We start from the raw sequence: 16,499 nt of genomic DNA, 5'->3' as shown, positions 1-16,499 counted from the left end.
ATTGTCATTTGCATTCCAGACGTAAATTTTCTATAGGTCAGGCTTCTCGGAGTCTGGCCTTTCCTGCGTTCGCAGGGGACTCACTGCTAACTACGCTCGTTGTGACGGGAGCCGTATGTCGATACCACGCTTGAAAACCTACCTTTCGATGTTCGCCGCCGTGCTGATGCTCGGCCAGGTGCTCAGTGCCCAGGCCGAGGAGTCGCTGCCGGACTTCACCACCCTGGTCGAGCAGGCCTCGCCGGCGGTGGTCAACATCAGTACCAAGCAGAAACTGCCGGACCGGCGCATTGCCGCCGGGCAGATGCCTGACCTCGAAGGCCTGCCGCCGATGTTCCGCGAATTCTTCGAGCGCAACATGCCGCAGCAGCCGCGTTCGCCCCGCGGTGATCGCCAGCGCGAGGCGCAGTCGCTGGGTTCGGGCTTCATCATCTCCGACGATGGCTACGTGCTGACCAACAACCATGTGGTCGCTGATGCCGACGAGATCATCGTCCGCCTGTCCGACCGCAGCGAGCTGCAAGCCAAGCTGGTCGGCACCGATCCGCGCACCGACGTCGCCCTGCTCAAGGTCGAGGGCAAGAACCTGCCAACCGTGAAACTGGGCGATTCGGAAAAGCTCAAGGTCGGTGAATGGGTGCTGGCCATCGGCTCTCCGTTCGGTTTCGACCACTCGGTAACCAAAGGTATCGTCAGCGCCAAGGGGCGCACCCTGCCCAACGACACCTATGTGCCGTTCATCCAGACCGACGTGGCGATCAACCCGGGCAACTCGGGTGGCCCGCTGTTCAACATGAAAGGTGAAGTGGTGGGTATCAACTCGCAGATCTTCACCCGCTCCGGCGGCTTCATGGGCTTGTCGTTCGCCATCCCGATCGATGTGGCGATCGATGTGTCCAACCAGCTGAAGAAAGACGGCAAGGTCAGCCGTGGTTGGCTGGGCGTGGTGATCCAGGAGGTCAACAAGGACCTGGCCGAGTCCTTCGGTCTCGACAAGCCGGCCGGCGCCCTGGTGGCGCAGGTGCTGGAAGACGGCCCGGCGGCCAAGGGCGGCCTGCAAGTCGGTGACGTGATCCTGAGCATGAACGGCCAGCCGATCGTCATGTCGGCCGACCTGCCGCACCTGGTCGGCAGCCTCAAGGATGGCGCCAAGGCCAAGCTGGAGATCATCCGCAACGGCAAGCGCCAGAACCTCGATGTGACCGTGGGAGCGCTGCCGGACGACGAGGCAGACATCGGCACTGGCGCAGAAGGCGGCGCCGAGCGCAGCAGCAACCGCCTGGGCGTTTCCGTGACCGACCTGACCGCCGAGCAGAAAAAATCGCTGGAGCTCAAGGGCGGTGTGGTCATCAAGGAAGTTCAGGATGGCCCGGCGGCCCTGATCGGCCTGCGTCCGGGTGATGTCATCAGCCACCTGAACAACCAGCCGATCGCTTCGGCCAAGCAGTTCACCGAGGTGGCCAAGGAGCTGCCGAAGAACCGCTCGGTGTCGATGCGCGTGCTGCGCCAGGGGCGCGCCAGCTTCATCACCTTCAAGCTGGCTGAATAAGCGGATTGGCAGGTAGGAAAAGGGCAGCGCTGGCTGCCCTTTTTCATGAGCGCTCTCAAATTGCTATGGGACAATCTGCTGCGCTGGCAGGCAGCGCGGGCCCTGTGGGAGCGGGCTTGCCCGCGAAGCAGGCGCTGCGGTGGAGGGCACCGGCTTTGCCGGTGTTCGCGGGCAAGCCCGCTCCCACAAGTACATGTTTTTCTCAGCTCAGCCGCAGGGTGATGCCGCTGGCCGATAGAGGAATCTCCCATATCCCTCCGGCTTGAGGTACAATTCCCGGCTATTTTTCGGCGGGCGTCCGGCTCGCAGCCTTTTCGAGTGTTGACCCGTGAGTGATTTGAGTCATATCCGCAATTTCTCCATCATCGCCCACATCGACCATGGCAAGTCGACGCTGGCCGACCGTTTCATCCAGATGTGCGGTGGCCTGTCGGCACGCGAAATGGAGGCCCAGGTCCTCGATTCCATGGACCTGGAGCGCGAGCGCGGGATCACCATCAAGGCCCACAGCGTCACCCTGCACTACAAGGCGCAGGACGGCAAAACCTACCAGCTGAACTTCATCGACACCCCCGGCCACGTCGACTTCACCTATGAAGTCTCGCGCTCGCTGGCGGCGTGTGAGGGTGCACTGCTGGTGGTCGACGCCGGCCAAGGCGTCGAGGCGCAGTCGGTCGCCAACTGCTACACCGCCATCGAGCAGGGCCTGGAAGTCATGCCGGTGCTGAACAAGATGGACCTGCCCCAGGCCGACCCGGACCGCGTCAAGGACGAGATCGAGAAGATCATCGGCATCGACGCCACTGACGCTGTGGCCTGCAGCGCCAAGAGCGGCATGGGCGTGGACGAGGTGCTCGAGCGCCTGGTGCACACCATCCCTGCGCCCGAAGGCGAAATCGACGCCCCCCTGCAGGCACTGATCATCGACTCCTGGTTCGACAACTACCTGGGCGTGGTCTCGCTGGTGCGCGTGCGCCAGGGCCGCGTCAAGAAAGGCGACAAGATCCTGGTCAAGTCCACCGGCAAGGTGCACCTGGTCGACAGCGTCGGCGTATTCACCCCCAAGCACACGCAAACCGCCGACCTGAAGGCAGGCGAAGTGGGCTTCATCATCGCCAGCATCAAGGACATCCATGGTGCGCCGGTCGGTGACACCCTGACCCTGTCCTCGACCCCCGAGGTCGAAGTGCTCGCAGGCTTCAAGAAGATCCAGCCACAGGTGTACGCCGGCCTGTTCCCGGTCAGCTCCGACGACTTCGAAGACTTCCGTGACGCGCTGCAGAAGCTCACCCTGAACGACTCGTCGCTGCAATACATGCCGGAAAGCTCCGACGCGCTTGGCTTCGGCTTCCGTTGCGGCTTCCTCGGCATGCTGCACATGGAGATCATCCAGGAGCGCCTGGAGCGCGAATACGACCTGGACCTGATCACCACCGCACCGAGCGTGATCTACGAGCTCGAGCTCAAGACTGGCGAAACCATCATCGTCGACAACCCGTCGAAGCTGCCTGATGTGTCGTCCGTCACCGATTTCCGTGAGCCGATCGTCACCGCGACCATCCTGGTACCCCAGGAGCACCTGGGCAACGTCATCACCCTGTGCATCGAGAAGCGTGGCGTGCAGCGCGACATGCAGTTCCTCGGCAGCCAGGTGCAGGTGCGCTACGACATGCCGATGAACGAGGTGGTGCTGGACTTCTTCGACCGCCTCAAATCGACCAGCCGCGGCTACGCTTCGCTGGACTATCATTTCGACCGCTACCAGTCGGCCAACCTGGTCAAGCTGGACGTGCTGATCAACGGTGACAAGGTCGATGCCCTGGCACTGATCGTGCACCGCGACAACGCCGCCTACAAAGGCCGTGCGTTGACCGAGAAGATGAAGGAACTGATCCCTCGGCAGATGTTCGACGTGGCGATCCAGGCAGCCATTGGCGGCCAGATCATTGCGCGGACCACCGTCAAGGCGCTCAGAAAGAACGTACTGGCCAAGTGCTACGGCGGCGACGTGAGCCGTAAGAAGAAGCTGCTGGAGAAGCAGAAGGCCGGTAAGAAACGCATGAAACAGGTCGGCAACGTGGAAATTCCACAGGAAGCCTTCCTCGCCGTGCTCAGGTTGGATAGCTAGGTCCTATGTCGCTAAATTTCCCGCTGTTGCTCGTCATCGCCGTTGCCGTCTGCGGCCTGTTGGGTCTGATCGACCTGCTGTTCCTGGCCCCGCGCCGGCGTGCGGCGATCGCCACCTACCAGGGCAGCGTCAGCCAGCCAGAAATGGCCGTGGTCGAACGCCTGAACAAGGAGCCGTTGCTGGTCGAGTACGGCAAGTCGTTCTTCCCGGTGCTGTTCATCGTGCTGGTGTTGCGTTCGTTCCTGGTTGAGCCGTTCCAAATCCCGTCGGGTTCGATGAAACCGACCTTGGAAGTGGGCGACTTCATCCTGGTGAACAAGTTCTCCTACGGCATCCGCCTGCCGGTGATCGACAAGAAGGTCATCGAAGTCGGTGACCCACAACGCGGCGATGTCATGGTGTTCCGCTACCCGAGCGACCCGAACGTCAACTACATCAAGCGGGTAATCGGCCTGCCGGGCGACCAGATCCGCTACACCAACGACAAGCGCCTGTTCGTCAATGGCCAGGCGGTCGCCGAGCAACTGGTCGGCAGCGAGCCGGGCACCTTGGGCAGCGCCGAGCTGTACAAGGAAAAACTGGGTGAGGTCGAGCACCTGATCCGCAAGGAAATGACCCGCTACCGCATGCCGCCGGACCAGCAATGGACCGTGCCGGCGGGTCACTACTTCATGATGGGTGACAACCGCGACAACTCCAACGACAGCCGCTACTGGGATGACCCGAACATCCCCAAAGAGCTGCACGGCATGGTTCCGGACCGGAACATCGTCGGCAAGGCGTTCGCCGTATGGATGAGCTGGCCAGAACCGAAACTGAGCCACCTGCCCAACTTGTCGCGGGTCGGCCTGATCCACTAAGTATCGACGGCGCTGTCTGCGGACAGCGCCGATTGCTTTTCTGACATAGGCTGTGTTCTCAGGGAACGAGAGGTTTCGCCATCTTGATGGCGAGCCACAGCCAAACCGTCTTTCAGGATGTTGATTTGAACAACGCGTTGAACTTTGTACGGGTGGCCCCATGAGTGCTTCCCTTGCCCGCCTGGAGCGCAAGCTCGGCTACACCTTCAAGGACCAGGACCAGATGTTGCTGGCCCTGACCCATCGCAGCTATGCCGGGCGCAATAACGAGCGCCTGGAATTCCTCGGCGATGCCATTCTCAACTTCGTGGTTGGCGAGGCGCTGTTCGAGCGCTTCCCGCAGGCCCGCGAAGGCCAGCTGTCGCGCCTGCGCGCACGCCTGGTCAAGGGCGAGACGCTCGCCCGTCTGGCCCGCGGCTTCGACCTTGGCGAGTACCTGCGTTTGGGCTCGGGCGAACTCAAGAGCGGCGGTTTCCGCCGCGAGTCGATCCTGGCGGACGCGTTGGAGGCACTGATCGGCGCGATCTACCAGGACGCCGACATGCAGACCGCGCGCGAGCGCATTCTGGCCTGGCTGACCGACGAGTTCGAAGGCCTCACGCTGGTCGACACCAACAAAGACCCCAAGACCCGTCTGCAGGAGTTCCTGCAATCGCGTGCCTGCGACCTGCCACGTTACGAAGTGGTGGACATCCAGGGCGAACCGCACTGCCGGACCTTCCTCGTGGAATGCGAAGTGGTCCTGCTGAACAAGAAAAGCCGTGGCCAGGGCGTAAGCCGGCGTATCGCCGAACAGGTCGCCGCCGCCGCCGCATTGATCGCCCTGGGCGTGGAGAATGGCAATGACTGAAAACACTTCGACCCGCTGCGGCTATGTTGCCATCGTCGGCCGCCCCAACGTCGGCAAGTCGACCCTGCTCAACCACATCCTCGGGCAGAAGCTGGCGATCACCTCGCGCAAGCCGCAGACCACCCGCCACAACATGCTCGGCATCAAGACCGAGGGTGACGTGCAGGCGATCTACGTCGATACCCCCGGCATGCACAAGGCCAATGACAAAGCGCTCAACCGCTACATGAACCGCAACGCCTCGGCGGCACTGAAGGACGTCGACGTGGTGATCTTCGTGGTTGACCGCACCAAGTGGACCGACGAGGACCAGCTGGTGCTCGAGCGCGTGCAGTACGTCACCGGCCCGCTGATCATCGCGGTCAACAAGACCGACCGCATGGAAGAGAAGGCCGAGCTGATCCCGCACTTGCAGTGGTTGCAGGAACAACTGCCGAACGCCGAAGTGATGCCGATTTCCGCGCAGCAGGGGCACAACCTCGACGCGCTGGAAGCCCAGATCGCCAAGCACCTGCCGGAGAACGACCACTTCTTCCCGGAAGACCAGATCACCGACCGCAGCAGCCGCTTCCTCGCCGCCGAACTGGTCCGCGAGAAGATCATGCGCCAGCTGGGTGCGGAGTTGCCGTACCAGATCACCGTGGAAATCGAAGAGTTCAAGCAGCAGGGCCATGTGCTGCACATCCATGCGCTGATCCTGGTCGAGCGTGACGGCCAGAAGAAAATCATCATTGGCGACAAGGGCGAGCGCATCAAGCGCATCGGCTCCGAAGCGCGCAAGGACATGGAAGTGCTGTTCGATTCCAAGGTCATGCTCAACCTGTGGGTCAAGGTCAAGGGTGGCTGGTCCGACGACGAACGCGCCCTGCGTTCGCTGGGTTACGGCGACCTGTAGACCCACGCGCGAATCTGCTCTGCCTGTAGGAGCGGCCTTGTGTCGCGAAAGGGCCGCAGAGCGGCCCCAAAATTTCAGCGTCGATACGCAGATTGCTGGGGCTGCCTTGCAGCCCTTTCGCGACACAAGGCCGCTCCTACAGGGCTTGCGACGCTCCCGGTCTGAGTGATATCCCATGGACCAACCCACCCCGCAACCGGCCTACGTGCTGCACAGCCGCGCCTACAAGGAAACCAGCGCCCTGGTGGACTTCCTTACGCCCCAGGGCCGGGTACGGGCGGTGCTGCGCCGGGCGCGGGGCAAGGGTGGCAGCCTGGTGCGGCCGTTCGTGCCCTTGGAAGTGGAACTGCGCGGGCGCGGCGAGTTGAAGAACGTCGGGCGCCTGGACAGCAGCGGCATCGCCGCCTGGCTGCACGGCGATGCGCTGTTCAGCGGCTTGTACCTCAACGAGCTGCTGATGCGCCTGTTACCCGCCGAAGCGCCGCATCCGGCGCTGTTCGAGCACTACACCCTCACCTTGCAGGCCCTGGCCGCCGGCCGGGCGCTGGAGCCGCTGCTGCGCTCCTTCGAATGGCGCCTGCTGGACGAGTTGGGCTACGCCTTCTCGCTGGAACATGATGTGAACGACGATCCGCTGGTCGCCGACGGTCTCTACCGCCTGCAAGTGGACGCGGGCCTGGAGCGGGTCGAGCTGTTCCAGCCGGGGTTGTTCAAAGGCACTGAACTGCAAGCGCTGGCCCAGGCCGACTGGGACGCACCGGGCGCCTTGCTCGCGGCCAAGCGCCTGATGCGCCAGGCCCTGGCGGTGCACCTGGGGCCCAAGCCGCTGGTCAGCCGGGAACTGTTTCGCAAGCGCTGATCAGCACGTATGCTGTGGCCCTCAACTTTCAGGAGTGCCCCTTCGTGACTCACAGCAACCGCATGCTTCTCGGCGTCAACATCGACCACGTGGCGACCCTGCGCCAGGCCCGGGGCACCCGTTATCCGGACCCGGTCAAGGCCGCGCTGGACGCCGAGGAAGCGGGTGCCGATGGCATCACCGTGCACCTGCGCGAAGACCGCCGGCACATCCAGGAGCGCGACGTACTGGTGCTCAAGGACGTGCTGCAGACCCGCATGAACTTCGAGATGGGCGTCACCGAAGAGATGATGCTGTTCGCTGAGAAGATCCGCCCGGCGCATATCTGCCTGGTGCCGGAAACCCGCCAGGAGCTGACCACCGAAGGTGGCCTGGATGTGGCCGGGCAGGAAGCGCGGATCAAGGCGGCGGTCGAGCGCCTGTCGCGCACCGGCGCCGAAGTGTCGCTGTTCATTGATGCCGACGAACGGCAGATCGAAGCTTCGCGTCGTGTTGGCGCGCCCGCCATCGAGCTGCATACCGGCCGTTATGCTGACGCCGAGACCCCGACCGAAGTGGCCGAAGAGCTCAAACGCATCGTCGATGGCGTGGCCTTCGGTATCGGCCAGGGCCTGATCGTCAACGCCGGTCACGGCCTGCATTATCACAACGTCGAAGCCGTTGCCGCGATCAAGGGCATCAACGAACTGAACATCGGCCACGCGTTGGTGGCCCATGCGCTGTTCGTCGGCTTCAAAGCTGCGGTGGCGGAGATGAAGGCGCTGATCGTCGCTGCTTCGCACTGATCTTCTAGGGACAATCGCCGGCAAGCCGGCTCCCACAGGTATAGCGCCAGCCTCAGGTTCCGCGCAGTACCTGTGGGAGCCGGCTTGCCGGCGATTAGGCCAGTGCAGGTGAAGCCGCTATTCGCTGCGAAATAACAGGGTAAACCGGATAGGCCCCTCGGCCTGGCTGCTCACCTCGACCCGCCCCCCATGCAGCTGCATGATCGACTTCACGATCGCCAGCCCCAACCCTGTCCCGCCCTCCAGCCGCGAACGCCCGGCCCCGGCCCGATAAAAGCGTTCGAACAAGTGCGGCAGGTGCACCTCGCCAATCCCCGGCCCCTGGTTCTCCACCCACACCGCGACCTCGTTGCCGTGGCGCTCGATGCCCACCGCCACTGCCTGTTGCTCAGGGCTGTGCCGAATGGCATTGCTCAGCAGGTTGGACAGTGCCCGTTGGAACATCAGCCGGTCCGCCAGCGCCGTGCCCCAGCCTTGCAGGTGCAGGGAGATGCCCTTGAGCTCGGCACTGAAGGCGAACAGTTCACTGACCCGGGCCACCTCGTCGGCCAGTGGCAGCGGCTGCAAGGCCACCTGGCTCTGCGGCTGGCTGACCTGGGCGAGGAACAGCATGTCGTTGATGATGCGGTTGAGCCGGGTCAGCTCCTCGACGCTGTCCTCCAGTGCCTCGCGGTACTTGTCGCCATCGCGTTCGCGGGCCAGGGTCACCTGGGCCTTGCCCATCAGGTTGCCGATCGGTGTGCGCAGTTCGTGGGCCAGGTCGTCGGAGAACTGCGACAGCTGGCGCACGCCCTGGTCGAGGCGATCGAGCATGACGTTGATGGCCCGGGCCAGGTCGGCCAGTTCGGTCGGCAGGCCTTCGTCCGGCAGGCGATGGCCAAGCTCCTGGGCCGACACCTGCCCGGCGATGCGGCGGAAATGGCGCAATGGGCGCAGGTCGCGCTGTACCAGCTTCCAGGCGGCGATACCGATCAGCACCAGCAGCAGGGGCAGGGCGAGCAGGGTGGAGTGCAGGTAGGCCTGGAGCAGGGCGTTATCGTCGCTGCGGTTGAGCGACATCAGCACCTTCACCGGGGTGTCGTCGCGCAGGCGCATCAGGCGGCTGGCCGTCAGCACCTGGTTGCCTTCGTCGTCGCGCCAGGCATGAAAGGTCATTCGCGCATCGGCCTCCAGCGCCAGCAGGTGCCGGGATTGAAGGGGCTGACCGAGGCTGAGCAGGGCAGGGTGGCGGCCATTGGCGGCCATGACGCTGAGGCTGAGGTTGTCGTGGCCCATGACCACGTCGAGCAGCGGATGGGCTCGGGTACCGAGGTCGTCGCTGCGCAAGTCGACCCGCAGGTTGTGCTCGACCTGCAGCATCTTGCGGGTCAGGTCCTTGCGCGCGCGGCTGTCCAGTTCGTGGTCTAGGGCGAACACCGCGAGGGTGGCCAGCAGCAGCACCAGTGCCGCACCCATCAGGGTGACGGTCAGGCCCAGGCGCAGGGACAAGGTCGGGCGCTTCAAGCCCGGGCCTCGAGCACGTAGCCAACACCGCGCAGGGTGTGGATGAGCTTGTCGTCGAAGGGGTCGTCGATCTTCGCCCGCAGGCGGCGGATCGACACTTCCACCACGTTGGTGTCGCAATCGAAGTTCATGTCCCACACCAGCGAGATGATCTGCGTGCGCGACAGCACCTCGCCACTCTGTCGCATCAGCAGGTGCAGCAGGGCGAATTCCTTGGCGGTCAGGTCGATGCGCTGGCCGCCGCGCCAGGCGCGGTGGCGGCCGGGGTCGAGCTCGAGGTCGGCGACTTTCAGCGTGCTCGGTTGCAGGCGCTGGTCGTTACGTCGCAGCAGGCTGCGGATACGCGCCAGCAGCTCGGGGAACTCGAATGGCTTGAGCAGGTAGTCGTCGGCCCCCAGGTCCAGGCCTTTGACCCGGTCGGCCAGGCGACCGTGGGCGGTGAGCATCATGATCCGCGTGGACGACTCGGCGCGCAGGCGTTGCAGCACGCTCCAGCCGTCGAGCTCGGGCAGGTTGACGTCGAGGATCACCAGGTCGTAGGGCTGCTGGCGGGCCAGGTGCAGGCCATCGGTGCCGGTGTGGGCGCAGTCGACCACGTAGCCGTTTTCGCGCAGGCCCTGTTGCAGGTAGTCGGCGGTGCGGGGTTCGTCCTCGATGATCAGTAGGCGCATGGTCGGGCTCGGGTGGCGGAAAGGGGGCGATTCTCGACCCTGTAGTGACATCAGGGTCAAGCGGCGAGGATGTTACTGGATGCGAATGGGTAAACGGTGGGGATTACGGATTTGTAATGCGTGGGTCATGTGTGTGACAGGCCTGGCCTCATTGCTGGCAAGCGGGCCTTGGGATGGCGCGTTCCCTGTGGGAGCCGGCTTGCCGGCGATGAGGCCAGCCTTGCAGCACTGTAATCTGCGCCTCACCTTGGCGTTAGCTGCCACTTGCGATGATGGCCCTGTCGATACGGTTATCACGAGGCAAGCACGATGAACCTGAGTAAATACCTGCTGCTGGCGATCCTCGCCCTGGGCAGCACCAGCGTCTTCGCCGAGGGTGGCGCGGAGCGTTCCAAGCAGTTCTGGCAGGCGTTTCGCGAGGACCAGGCGCGGTTGCATGGCGACAAGCAGGAAGCGCTGGTTGAGCGTGAGCGCAAGGCTGAGGAAAGGGCGCGTGAGTTGGCCAAGGATTGAGTAACAGGCACCTGCGTTGCGATGGCTCCTCGCGGTAGGTGTACTCAGGCGTCCATATGGGCGCCTTTTTTATGGAGCCCTGCTTGATATCGAAGAATGACAATGTTGTGTTCGAGTGTTGATTGGATACAGAAAAGGCGAAAACTACCCTGATGCTTTGGTTAGTTGGTTAGTTGGTTAGTTGGTTAGTTGGTTAGTTGGTTAGTTGGTTTTAACAGTTGTGAGCATATCCGTTTGCGATGGTGACGCTTATTCACCTTTCCGCCCTTACGGCGGCTTACTTTTTTCTTGGAAAAAGTAAGCAAAACCGCTCGCTCCATTCATACGGCCCCTGCGCTGCGCTCCGGGGTTCCCTCACTCCGGTCTTGCTCCCGGGAGTACGCACCGAAGGGCCATCCATGGCCCATCGGTGCTCGACGGGCATCCATGCCCGTCGCCTCCCTCCGCAAGCCCTCCGATCGGCCTCCTGAAGTCGCGAAGTTAGGGGCGGCGCCTATATTGGCGCTGCTATCGCTAGTTGATTATTTTGTTGAACTTCAAATTGCAATCGCTGGCAAGTCGCAGCGGCGAACCGCAGCTCCCACAAGTACTGCGCTGAGCTCGAAACTCACGCGGTCACTGTGGGAGCCGGCTTGCCGGCGATGAGGCCATTACAAACAACACATCAATAACAATTAAATACGATCCGCTCTTGCTCTTGCTCTTGCTCTTGCTCTTGCTCTTGCTTCTAAGCGCGCGATAGTCCAGTCACCGCCAAACGCGACTTCAGGAGGCCGATCGGAGGACTTGCGGAGCGGGGCGATGGGCATGGATGCCCATCGAGCACCGATGGGCCATGGATGGCCCTTCGGTGCGTCCACGCGGGAGCAAGGCCGGAGTGAGGGAACCCCGAAGCGCAGCGTAGGGGCCGGATGATGGGAGCAGGCGGTTTTGCTTACTTTGCCCAAGAGCAAAGTAAGCCGCCGTAAGGGCGGAAAGGTGAATCAACGTCTCCATCGCCAATGGATATTCACGCAATACCAACACCCAAACGCTAAATTTTCGACCTCGACCTCGACCTCGACCTCGACCTCGACCTTACTTACGCGCTATCAACGTAGCCCGGCGCGGCGCCGGCAACCCTTCGACCGTCTTGCCATGGTCATTCGGATCAAGGAAGTCGCCAAGCGACTGGTACCGCATCCACTCGGTACTGCGCTGTTCCTCGACGCTGGTAACGCTGACATCCACACAACGCACTTCGCTGAACCCCGCACGCCGCAGCCAGCGCTCCAGCGCCGGCACCGAAGGCAGGAACCACACATTGCGCATCTGCGCGTAGCGGTCTTCAGGCACCAGCACCTGGTTTTCATCACCCTCGATCACCAGCGTCTCCAGCACCAGCTCACCACCCTTGACCAGGCAGTCCTTCAGCGCGAGCAGGTGCTCGATGGGCGAGCGGCGGTGGTAGAACACGCCCATGGAAAACACCGTGTCGAAGCCTTCGAGGTTGGCCGGCAACTCTTCCAGGGCAAACGGCAAGTGCCAGGCCGGCAGCTCAGGCAGGTACTGCTGCACCGCCTGGAACTGGCAGAAGAACAGCCAGTTGGGGTCGACCCCGATCACCATGTCGGCACCGGCGCCGAGCATCCGCCACTGGTAATAGCCATTGCCGCAACCCACGTCGAGCACACGCTTGCCCTTAAGGTCCAGGTGCGGGCCGACCCGCGACCATTTCCAGTCCGAACGCCATTCGGTGTCCACATGCACGCCGAACAGGTCGAATGGCCCCTTGCGCCAAGGCGACAACCCCATCAAGGCCTGGCGCATCTGTGCGCGGGTGGCGTCGTCACAGTCGCAGTCCAGGCGCAGGCCGTCGACCAGGTCGATTTCGCTCGGGGTCAGCTGCGGCAGCGCATCGAGCGCGCCGCGCCAGCGATCGAGGTCGCCGTGGCCCTTTTCCAGCTTGGCTTGCAGTTGCGCCTGCAGGCCTTGGGACCAGGTGGCAAGAGGGGTGCCCGCCAGGCGGCGGACGAGGGGGGACAGATCGATCATGGCAGGGCTATCAGCGAGGCAAAGTTGAGGCATTGGAACCAGGGCACGACCTTGGAGAAACCGGCGGCGCGCAGGCGCTCGGTGTGGGTTTCCAGGGTGTCGGGCTTCATCACGTTCTCGATGGCACTGCGCTTCTGGGCGATTTCCAGTTCGCTGTAGCCATTGGCCCGTTTGAAGTCCAGGTGCAGGTCATTGAGCAATTGCTGCTGCTGGTCGTCGGCGAAGCGCAGTTTTTCCGAGAGGATCAGCGCACCGCCCGGCAGCAGGGCCTGACGGATGCGGCCGAGCAGTTCCAGGCGTTGTTCGGGAGCGATGAACTGCAGGGTGAAGTTCATCGCCACCACCGAGGCGGGCTCGAACGGCAGCGACAGGATGTCGGCCTCCAGCACCTTTACCGGCAGCAACTCCTGGAACATCGAGTCCTGGGCAGTGAGGTACTGGCGGCAGCGCTCGACCATGGCCGCAGAGTTGTCCACCGCGATCACCCGGCAGCCATCGCTGCGCACGTGGCGGCGCAACGCCTGGGTGACCGCACCCAGCGAGGCGCCGAGGTCGTACAGCGCGGTATTCGGTTGGGCGAAGCGCGCGGCAAGCACGCCGAGGTTCTCGACGATGGTCGGGTAACCAGGCACCGAGCGCTTGATCATGTCCGGGAACACCTGCACCACGTCCTCGTTGAACACGAAGTCGGGCACCTGCTCCAGGGGCTGGGCGAAAAGGCGGTCGGGTTGTTTGCTCACGAAGGGTCCGGGCGGCTGGCAATCTACAGGGGCGGCATTCTAGCCAAACCACGGCAAGCTTGCATGACTGGCTGACCGGCGCCGCTGGCTCACTTGACCCGGATGACGCAATCGAAGGTCTGCACCGGGCGCACTTCCGGGGCCCAGGGCTGCTGGTAGACCAGGATCAGGTGGCCTTCGCCTGCGGCCTTGGCCTGGAAGCGCCAGCTGGAGAGGCCGGCGCTGCCGACGATACCGGCTTCCTCGGGGCTGCTGTACACCTCGGGGCCGAGGGCACGCAGGATCTCCGGGGCCGGGTTCTGCAGCAGCCAGCGGTAACCGGTGGTGGGGTTGCTGGGCAGGGTGAGGGTCATGTTCTGGCCGACCTGCAGGCGCGTCGGGCATTCGCTTTCAGCGTCCAGTTCGACGGTACGCTGCGGTTGTTGCGCGCAGGCGGTAAGCAGGGCGAGGCCCAGGGGAACGAGCAGACGAGGGAGGGTCATGTTGGCTCCGGAGGCTGGAATGGCCTGAGGATAACCGAAGTTGTGTTGACTGTGCCGGACTCATCGCGGGGCAAGCCCGCTCCCACAGGGTCTGCGGTATGCCTGTGGGAGCGGGCTTGCCCCGCGATGGCGGTCTGTCAGAACAACACTTTCGCCACGTCGGCAAAGCGCTTGGCGAAGTGCACCGTCAGCCCTTCCTTCAGATACTCCGGCAACTCCGCGAAATCGCCGCGGTTGGCTTCGGGAAGAATGAGCTCGAAGATCTTCTGCCGCCGCGCGGCGATCACCTTCTCGCGCACCCCGCCAATCGGCAGTACCTGCCCGGTCAAGGTCAGCTCGCCGGTCATGGCCACGCCTTTCTTCGGCGCCTGGTCGCGGGCCAGCGACAACAGCGCGCTGGCCATGGTTACGCCAGCGCTGGGGCCATCCTTGGGGGTGGCGCCTTCGGGCACGTGCAGGTGGATGAAGGCCTCGTTGAAGTAACCCGGCGCACCGCCGAACTGCTTCAGGTTCGAGCTGACGTAGCTGTAGGCGATCTCCGCTGATTCCTTCATCACATCCCCCAGCTGGCCGGTGAGCTTGAGGCCGCGGTTGAGGGTATGAATGCGCGTGGCCTCGATCGGCAAGGTGGCGCCGCCCATGCTGGTCCAGGCAAGGCCGGTGATCACGCCCTTGCCGGCCAGCACTTGCTCGCTGCGGAACACCGGCATGCCAAGGGCCGCTTCCAGGTCCTTGTTGGCGATCTTCAGTTTCGCGTCCGGGTCTTCCAGCAGCTTGACCACCGCCTTGCGCACCAGCTTGCCCAGCTGTTTCTCCAGCTGGCGTACCCCGGCCTCGCGGGCATAGCCCTCGATCACCGTGCGCAGGGCGCTGTCGCTGATGCTCAGGCTGGCCTTGGACACGCCGGCCTTTTCCAGTTGCTTGGGCCACAGGTGGCGCTTGGCGATGGCCAGTTTTTCTTCGGTGATATAGCCGGACAGGCGAATCACTTCCATGCGGTCGAGCAGGGGCCCGGGGATCGAGTCCAGGGTGTTGGCGGTGCAGACGAACAGCACCTTGGACAGGTCCAGGCGCAGGTCCAGGTAATGGTCGAGGAAATCGACGTTTTGCTCGGGGTCGAGGGTTTCCAGCAGCGCCGAGGCCGGGTCGCCCTGGTAGCTCTGGCCCATCTTGTCGATCTCGTCGAGCATGATTACCGGGTTCATCACCTCGACCTCCTTCAGCGCCTGCACCAGCTTGCCGGGCTGGGCGCCGATGTAGGTGCGGCGGTGGCCCTTGATCTCGGCTTCGTCACGCATGCCGCCGACGCTGAAGCGGTAGAACGGCCGGCCGAGGGACTCGGCGATGGACTTGCCGATGCTGGTCTTGCCCACCCCGGGCGGGCCCACCAGCAGCACGATCGAGCCGCTGATCTCGCCTTTCCAGGCGCCGACGGCGAGGAATTCGAGAATACGTTCCTTGATGTCATCGAGCCCGGCGTGGTGGCGGTCGAGCACCTTGCGCGCATGCGCAAGGTCGAGCTTGTCGTCGCCATACACGCCCCAGGGCAGGGCGGTGGCCCATTCCAGGTAGTTGCGGGTGACGGCGTATTCCGGCGAGCCGGTTTCGAGGATGGCCAGTTTGCCCATCTCCTCGTCGATGCGCTTTTTCGCCTGGTCGGGCAGGGTCTTGCCCTCGAGGCGCTGCTGGAACTGCTCCAGGTCCGCGCTGCGGTCGTCCTTGGTCAGGCCCAGCTCCTGCTGGATGACCTTGAGCTGCTCTTTAAGGAAGAACTCGCGCTGGTGCTCGCCGATCTGCCGGTTCACCTCGGCGGAGATCTCGTTTTGCAGGCGCGCGACCTCCACTTCCTTGCGCAGCATTGGCAGTACTTTCTCCATGCGCTTGAGCATGGGCACGCAGTCGAGCACTTCCTGCAACTGGTTGCCGGTGGCCGAGGTGAGCGCGGCGGCGAAATCGGTCAGCGGTGACGGGTCGTTGGGGCTGAAGCGGTTGAGGTAGTTCTTCAGCTCTTCGCTGTACAACGGGTTGAGCGGCAGCAGCTCCTTGATCGCGTTGATCAGGGCCATGCCGTAGGCCTTCACCTCGTCAGTGGGCTCGGCCGGCTGGCGCGGGTATTCCACTTCGACCAGGTACGGCGGGCGATGGTGCTTGAGCCAGGTGCGGATGCGTACCCGCGAAAGGCCCTGGGCGACGAACTGCAATTTGCCACCTTCGCGGCTGGCGTGGTGCACCTTGACCAGGGTGCCGTATTCGGGGAGTGCGTTGGTGTCGAAGTGGCGGTGGTCTTCCGGCGGGGTGTCCATGAAGAACAGCGCCAGCGATTGGTGCGGGGTCTTGGCCACCAGGTCGAGGGTTTCGGCCCACGGCTCTTCGTTGACCATCACCGGCAGCACTTGCGCGGGGAAGAACGGGCGGTTGTGGATCGGGATCACGTAGACCTTGTCCGGCAGCTGTTGGCCGGGCAGGGCGAGGTGTTGACCGGGCTCGGTCGCCGGGTCGAGGTGTTCGACTTCGGTGTGTTCGTCGGGGCGTTCCGGGAGTTCCTGCTGGTCGCTCATGGGGCACCTGCGTGAATGGCTATGGTGCTTAGATGGGGCGGTGGGGGGCAGGTTTCAATGGTAGACGAAGGG

The 16,499-nt window shown here is 63.5% G+C and carries 14 protein-coding genes; 8 read left to right on the top strand and 6 right to left on the bottom strand.

Going from position 1 to position 16,499, the window contains the following annotated elements:
- Nucleotides 1-148 precede the first annotated feature (148 nt).
- The 7 genes from IX761_RS15930 to pdxJ all read left to right on the top strand — a co-directional run bounded on the left by IX761_RS15930 (nt 149) and on the right by pdxJ (nt 7,926).
- A complete protein-coding gene (locus IX761_RS15930) occupies nt 149-1,549 on the top strand; it encodes a DegQ family serine endoprotease (RefSeq protein WP_416366792.1) in 1,401 nt (466 codons plus the stop codon).
- A 328-nt stretch (nt 1,550-1,877) separates the two neighbouring features.
- On the top strand, nt 1,878-3,677 hold the full coding sequence (lepA, locus tag IX761_RS15925; protein WP_024717450.1) for a translation elongation factor 4: 1,800 nt from the start codon (nt 1,878-1,880) through the stop codon (nt 3,675-3,677).
- Nucleotides 3,678-3,682: 5 nt separating this feature from the next.
- Nucleotides 3,683-4,537: a signal peptidase I gene (gene lepB / locus IX761_RS15920; RefSeq protein WP_153788757.1), complete on the top strand. Its 855-nt coding sequence runs from the start codon at nt 3,683-3,685 to the stop codon at nt 4,535-4,537.
- A gap of 160 nt (nt 4,538-4,697) precedes the next feature.
- Complete coding sequence (rnc, locus tag IX761_RS15915; RefSeq protein ID WP_194790528.1) at nt 4,698-5,387, top strand: ribonuclease III; 690 nt, start codon at nt 4,698-4,700, stop codon at nt 5,385-5,387.
- The gene (era, locus tag IX761_RS15910) at nt 5,380-6,282 is read left to right on the top strand and encodes a GTPase Era (protein WP_194790527.1); all 903 of its coding nucleotides are present in this window, start codon (nt 5,380-5,382) and stop codon (nt 6,280-6,282) included. The genes rnc and era overlap by 8 nt, the downstream gene beginning before the upstream one ends.
- Nucleotides 6,283-6,457: 175 nt before the next feature.
- Nucleotides 6,458-7,141 carry a DNA repair protein RecO gene (gene recO / locus IX761_RS15905; protein WP_194790526.1) on the top strand — a complete coding sequence of 228 codons (684 nt, stop codon included), beginning with the start codon at nt 6,458-6,460 and terminating at the stop codon, nt 7,139-7,141.
- A gap of 62 nt (nt 7,142-7,203) precedes the next feature.
- A complete protein-coding gene (pdxJ, locus tag IX761_RS15900) occupies nt 7,204-7,926 on the top strand; it encodes a pyridoxine 5'-phosphate synthase (RefSeq protein WP_228533614.1) in 723 nt (240 codons plus the stop codon).
- Nucleotides 7,927-8,043: 117 nt separating this feature from the next.
- On the opposite strand, the gene IX761_RS15895 is transcribed toward pdxJ, so the two are convergent.
- Complete coding sequence (locus IX761_RS15895) at nt 8,044-9,429, bottom strand: heavy metal sensor histidine kinase (protein WP_194790524.1); 1,386 nt, start codon at nt 9,427-9,429, stop codon at nt 8,044-8,046.
- Nucleotides 9,426-10,100, bottom strand: a complete 675-nt coding sequence (locus IX761_RS15890; protein WP_194790523.1) for a heavy metal response regulator transcription factor — start codon at nt 10,098-10,100, stop codon at nt 9,426-9,428. Before IX761_RS15890 ends, IX761_RS15895 begins: the two co-directional genes overlap by 4 nt.
- Before the next feature lie 309 nt (nt 10,101-10,409).
- On the opposite strand from IX761_RS15890, the gene IX761_RS15885 reads away from it, so the two are divergent.
- Nucleotides 10,410-10,613, top strand: a complete 204-nt coding sequence (locus IX761_RS15885; RefSeq protein ID WP_194790522.1) for a hypothetical protein — start codon at nt 10,410-10,412, stop codon at nt 10,611-10,613.
- Between the two features lie 1,077 nt (nt 10,614-11,690).
- Here IX761_RS15885 and cmoB read toward each other — a convergent pair.
- The 4 genes from cmoB to lon form a co-directional block, all read right to left on the bottom strand.
- The gene (gene cmoB, locus IX761_RS15880) at nt 11,691-12,647 is read right to left on the bottom strand and encodes a tRNA 5-methoxyuridine(34)/uridine 5-oxyacetic acid(34) synthase CmoB (protein ID WP_194790521.1); all 957 of its coding nucleotides are present in this window, start codon (nt 12,645-12,647) and stop codon (nt 11,691-11,693) included.
- Complete coding sequence (gene cmoA, locus IX761_RS15875) at nt 12,644-13,387, bottom strand: carboxy-S-adenosyl-L-methionine synthase CmoA (RefSeq protein ID WP_194790520.1); 744 nt, start codon at nt 13,385-13,387, stop codon at nt 12,644-12,646. Before cmoA ends, cmoB begins: the two co-directional genes overlap by 4 nt.
- Nucleotides 13,388-13,476: 89 nt before the next feature.
- Nucleotides 13,477-13,869: a protease inhibitor I42 family protein gene (locus tag IX761_RS15870; RefSeq protein WP_194790519.1), complete on the bottom strand. Its 393-nt coding sequence runs from the start codon at nt 13,867-13,869 to the stop codon at nt 13,477-13,479.
- A gap of 137 nt (nt 13,870-14,006) precedes the next feature.
- On the bottom strand, nt 14,007-16,427 hold the full coding sequence (gene lon / locus IX761_RS15865) for an endopeptidase La (protein WP_194790518.1): 2,421 nt from the start codon (nt 16,425-16,427) through the stop codon (nt 14,007-14,009).
- Nucleotides 16,428-16,499: the final 72 nt, after the last annotated feature.

This window comes from Pseudomonas sp. UFMG81, from assembly GCF_015354575.1.
In the GTDB taxonomy this organism is placed as follows: Bacteria; Pseudomonadota; Gammaproteobacteria; order Pseudomonadales; family Pseudomonadaceae; genus Aquipseudomonas.
Note: the sequence above shows the minus strand (reverse complement) of the source record. Positions and strands in the feature narration are given on the sequence as shown.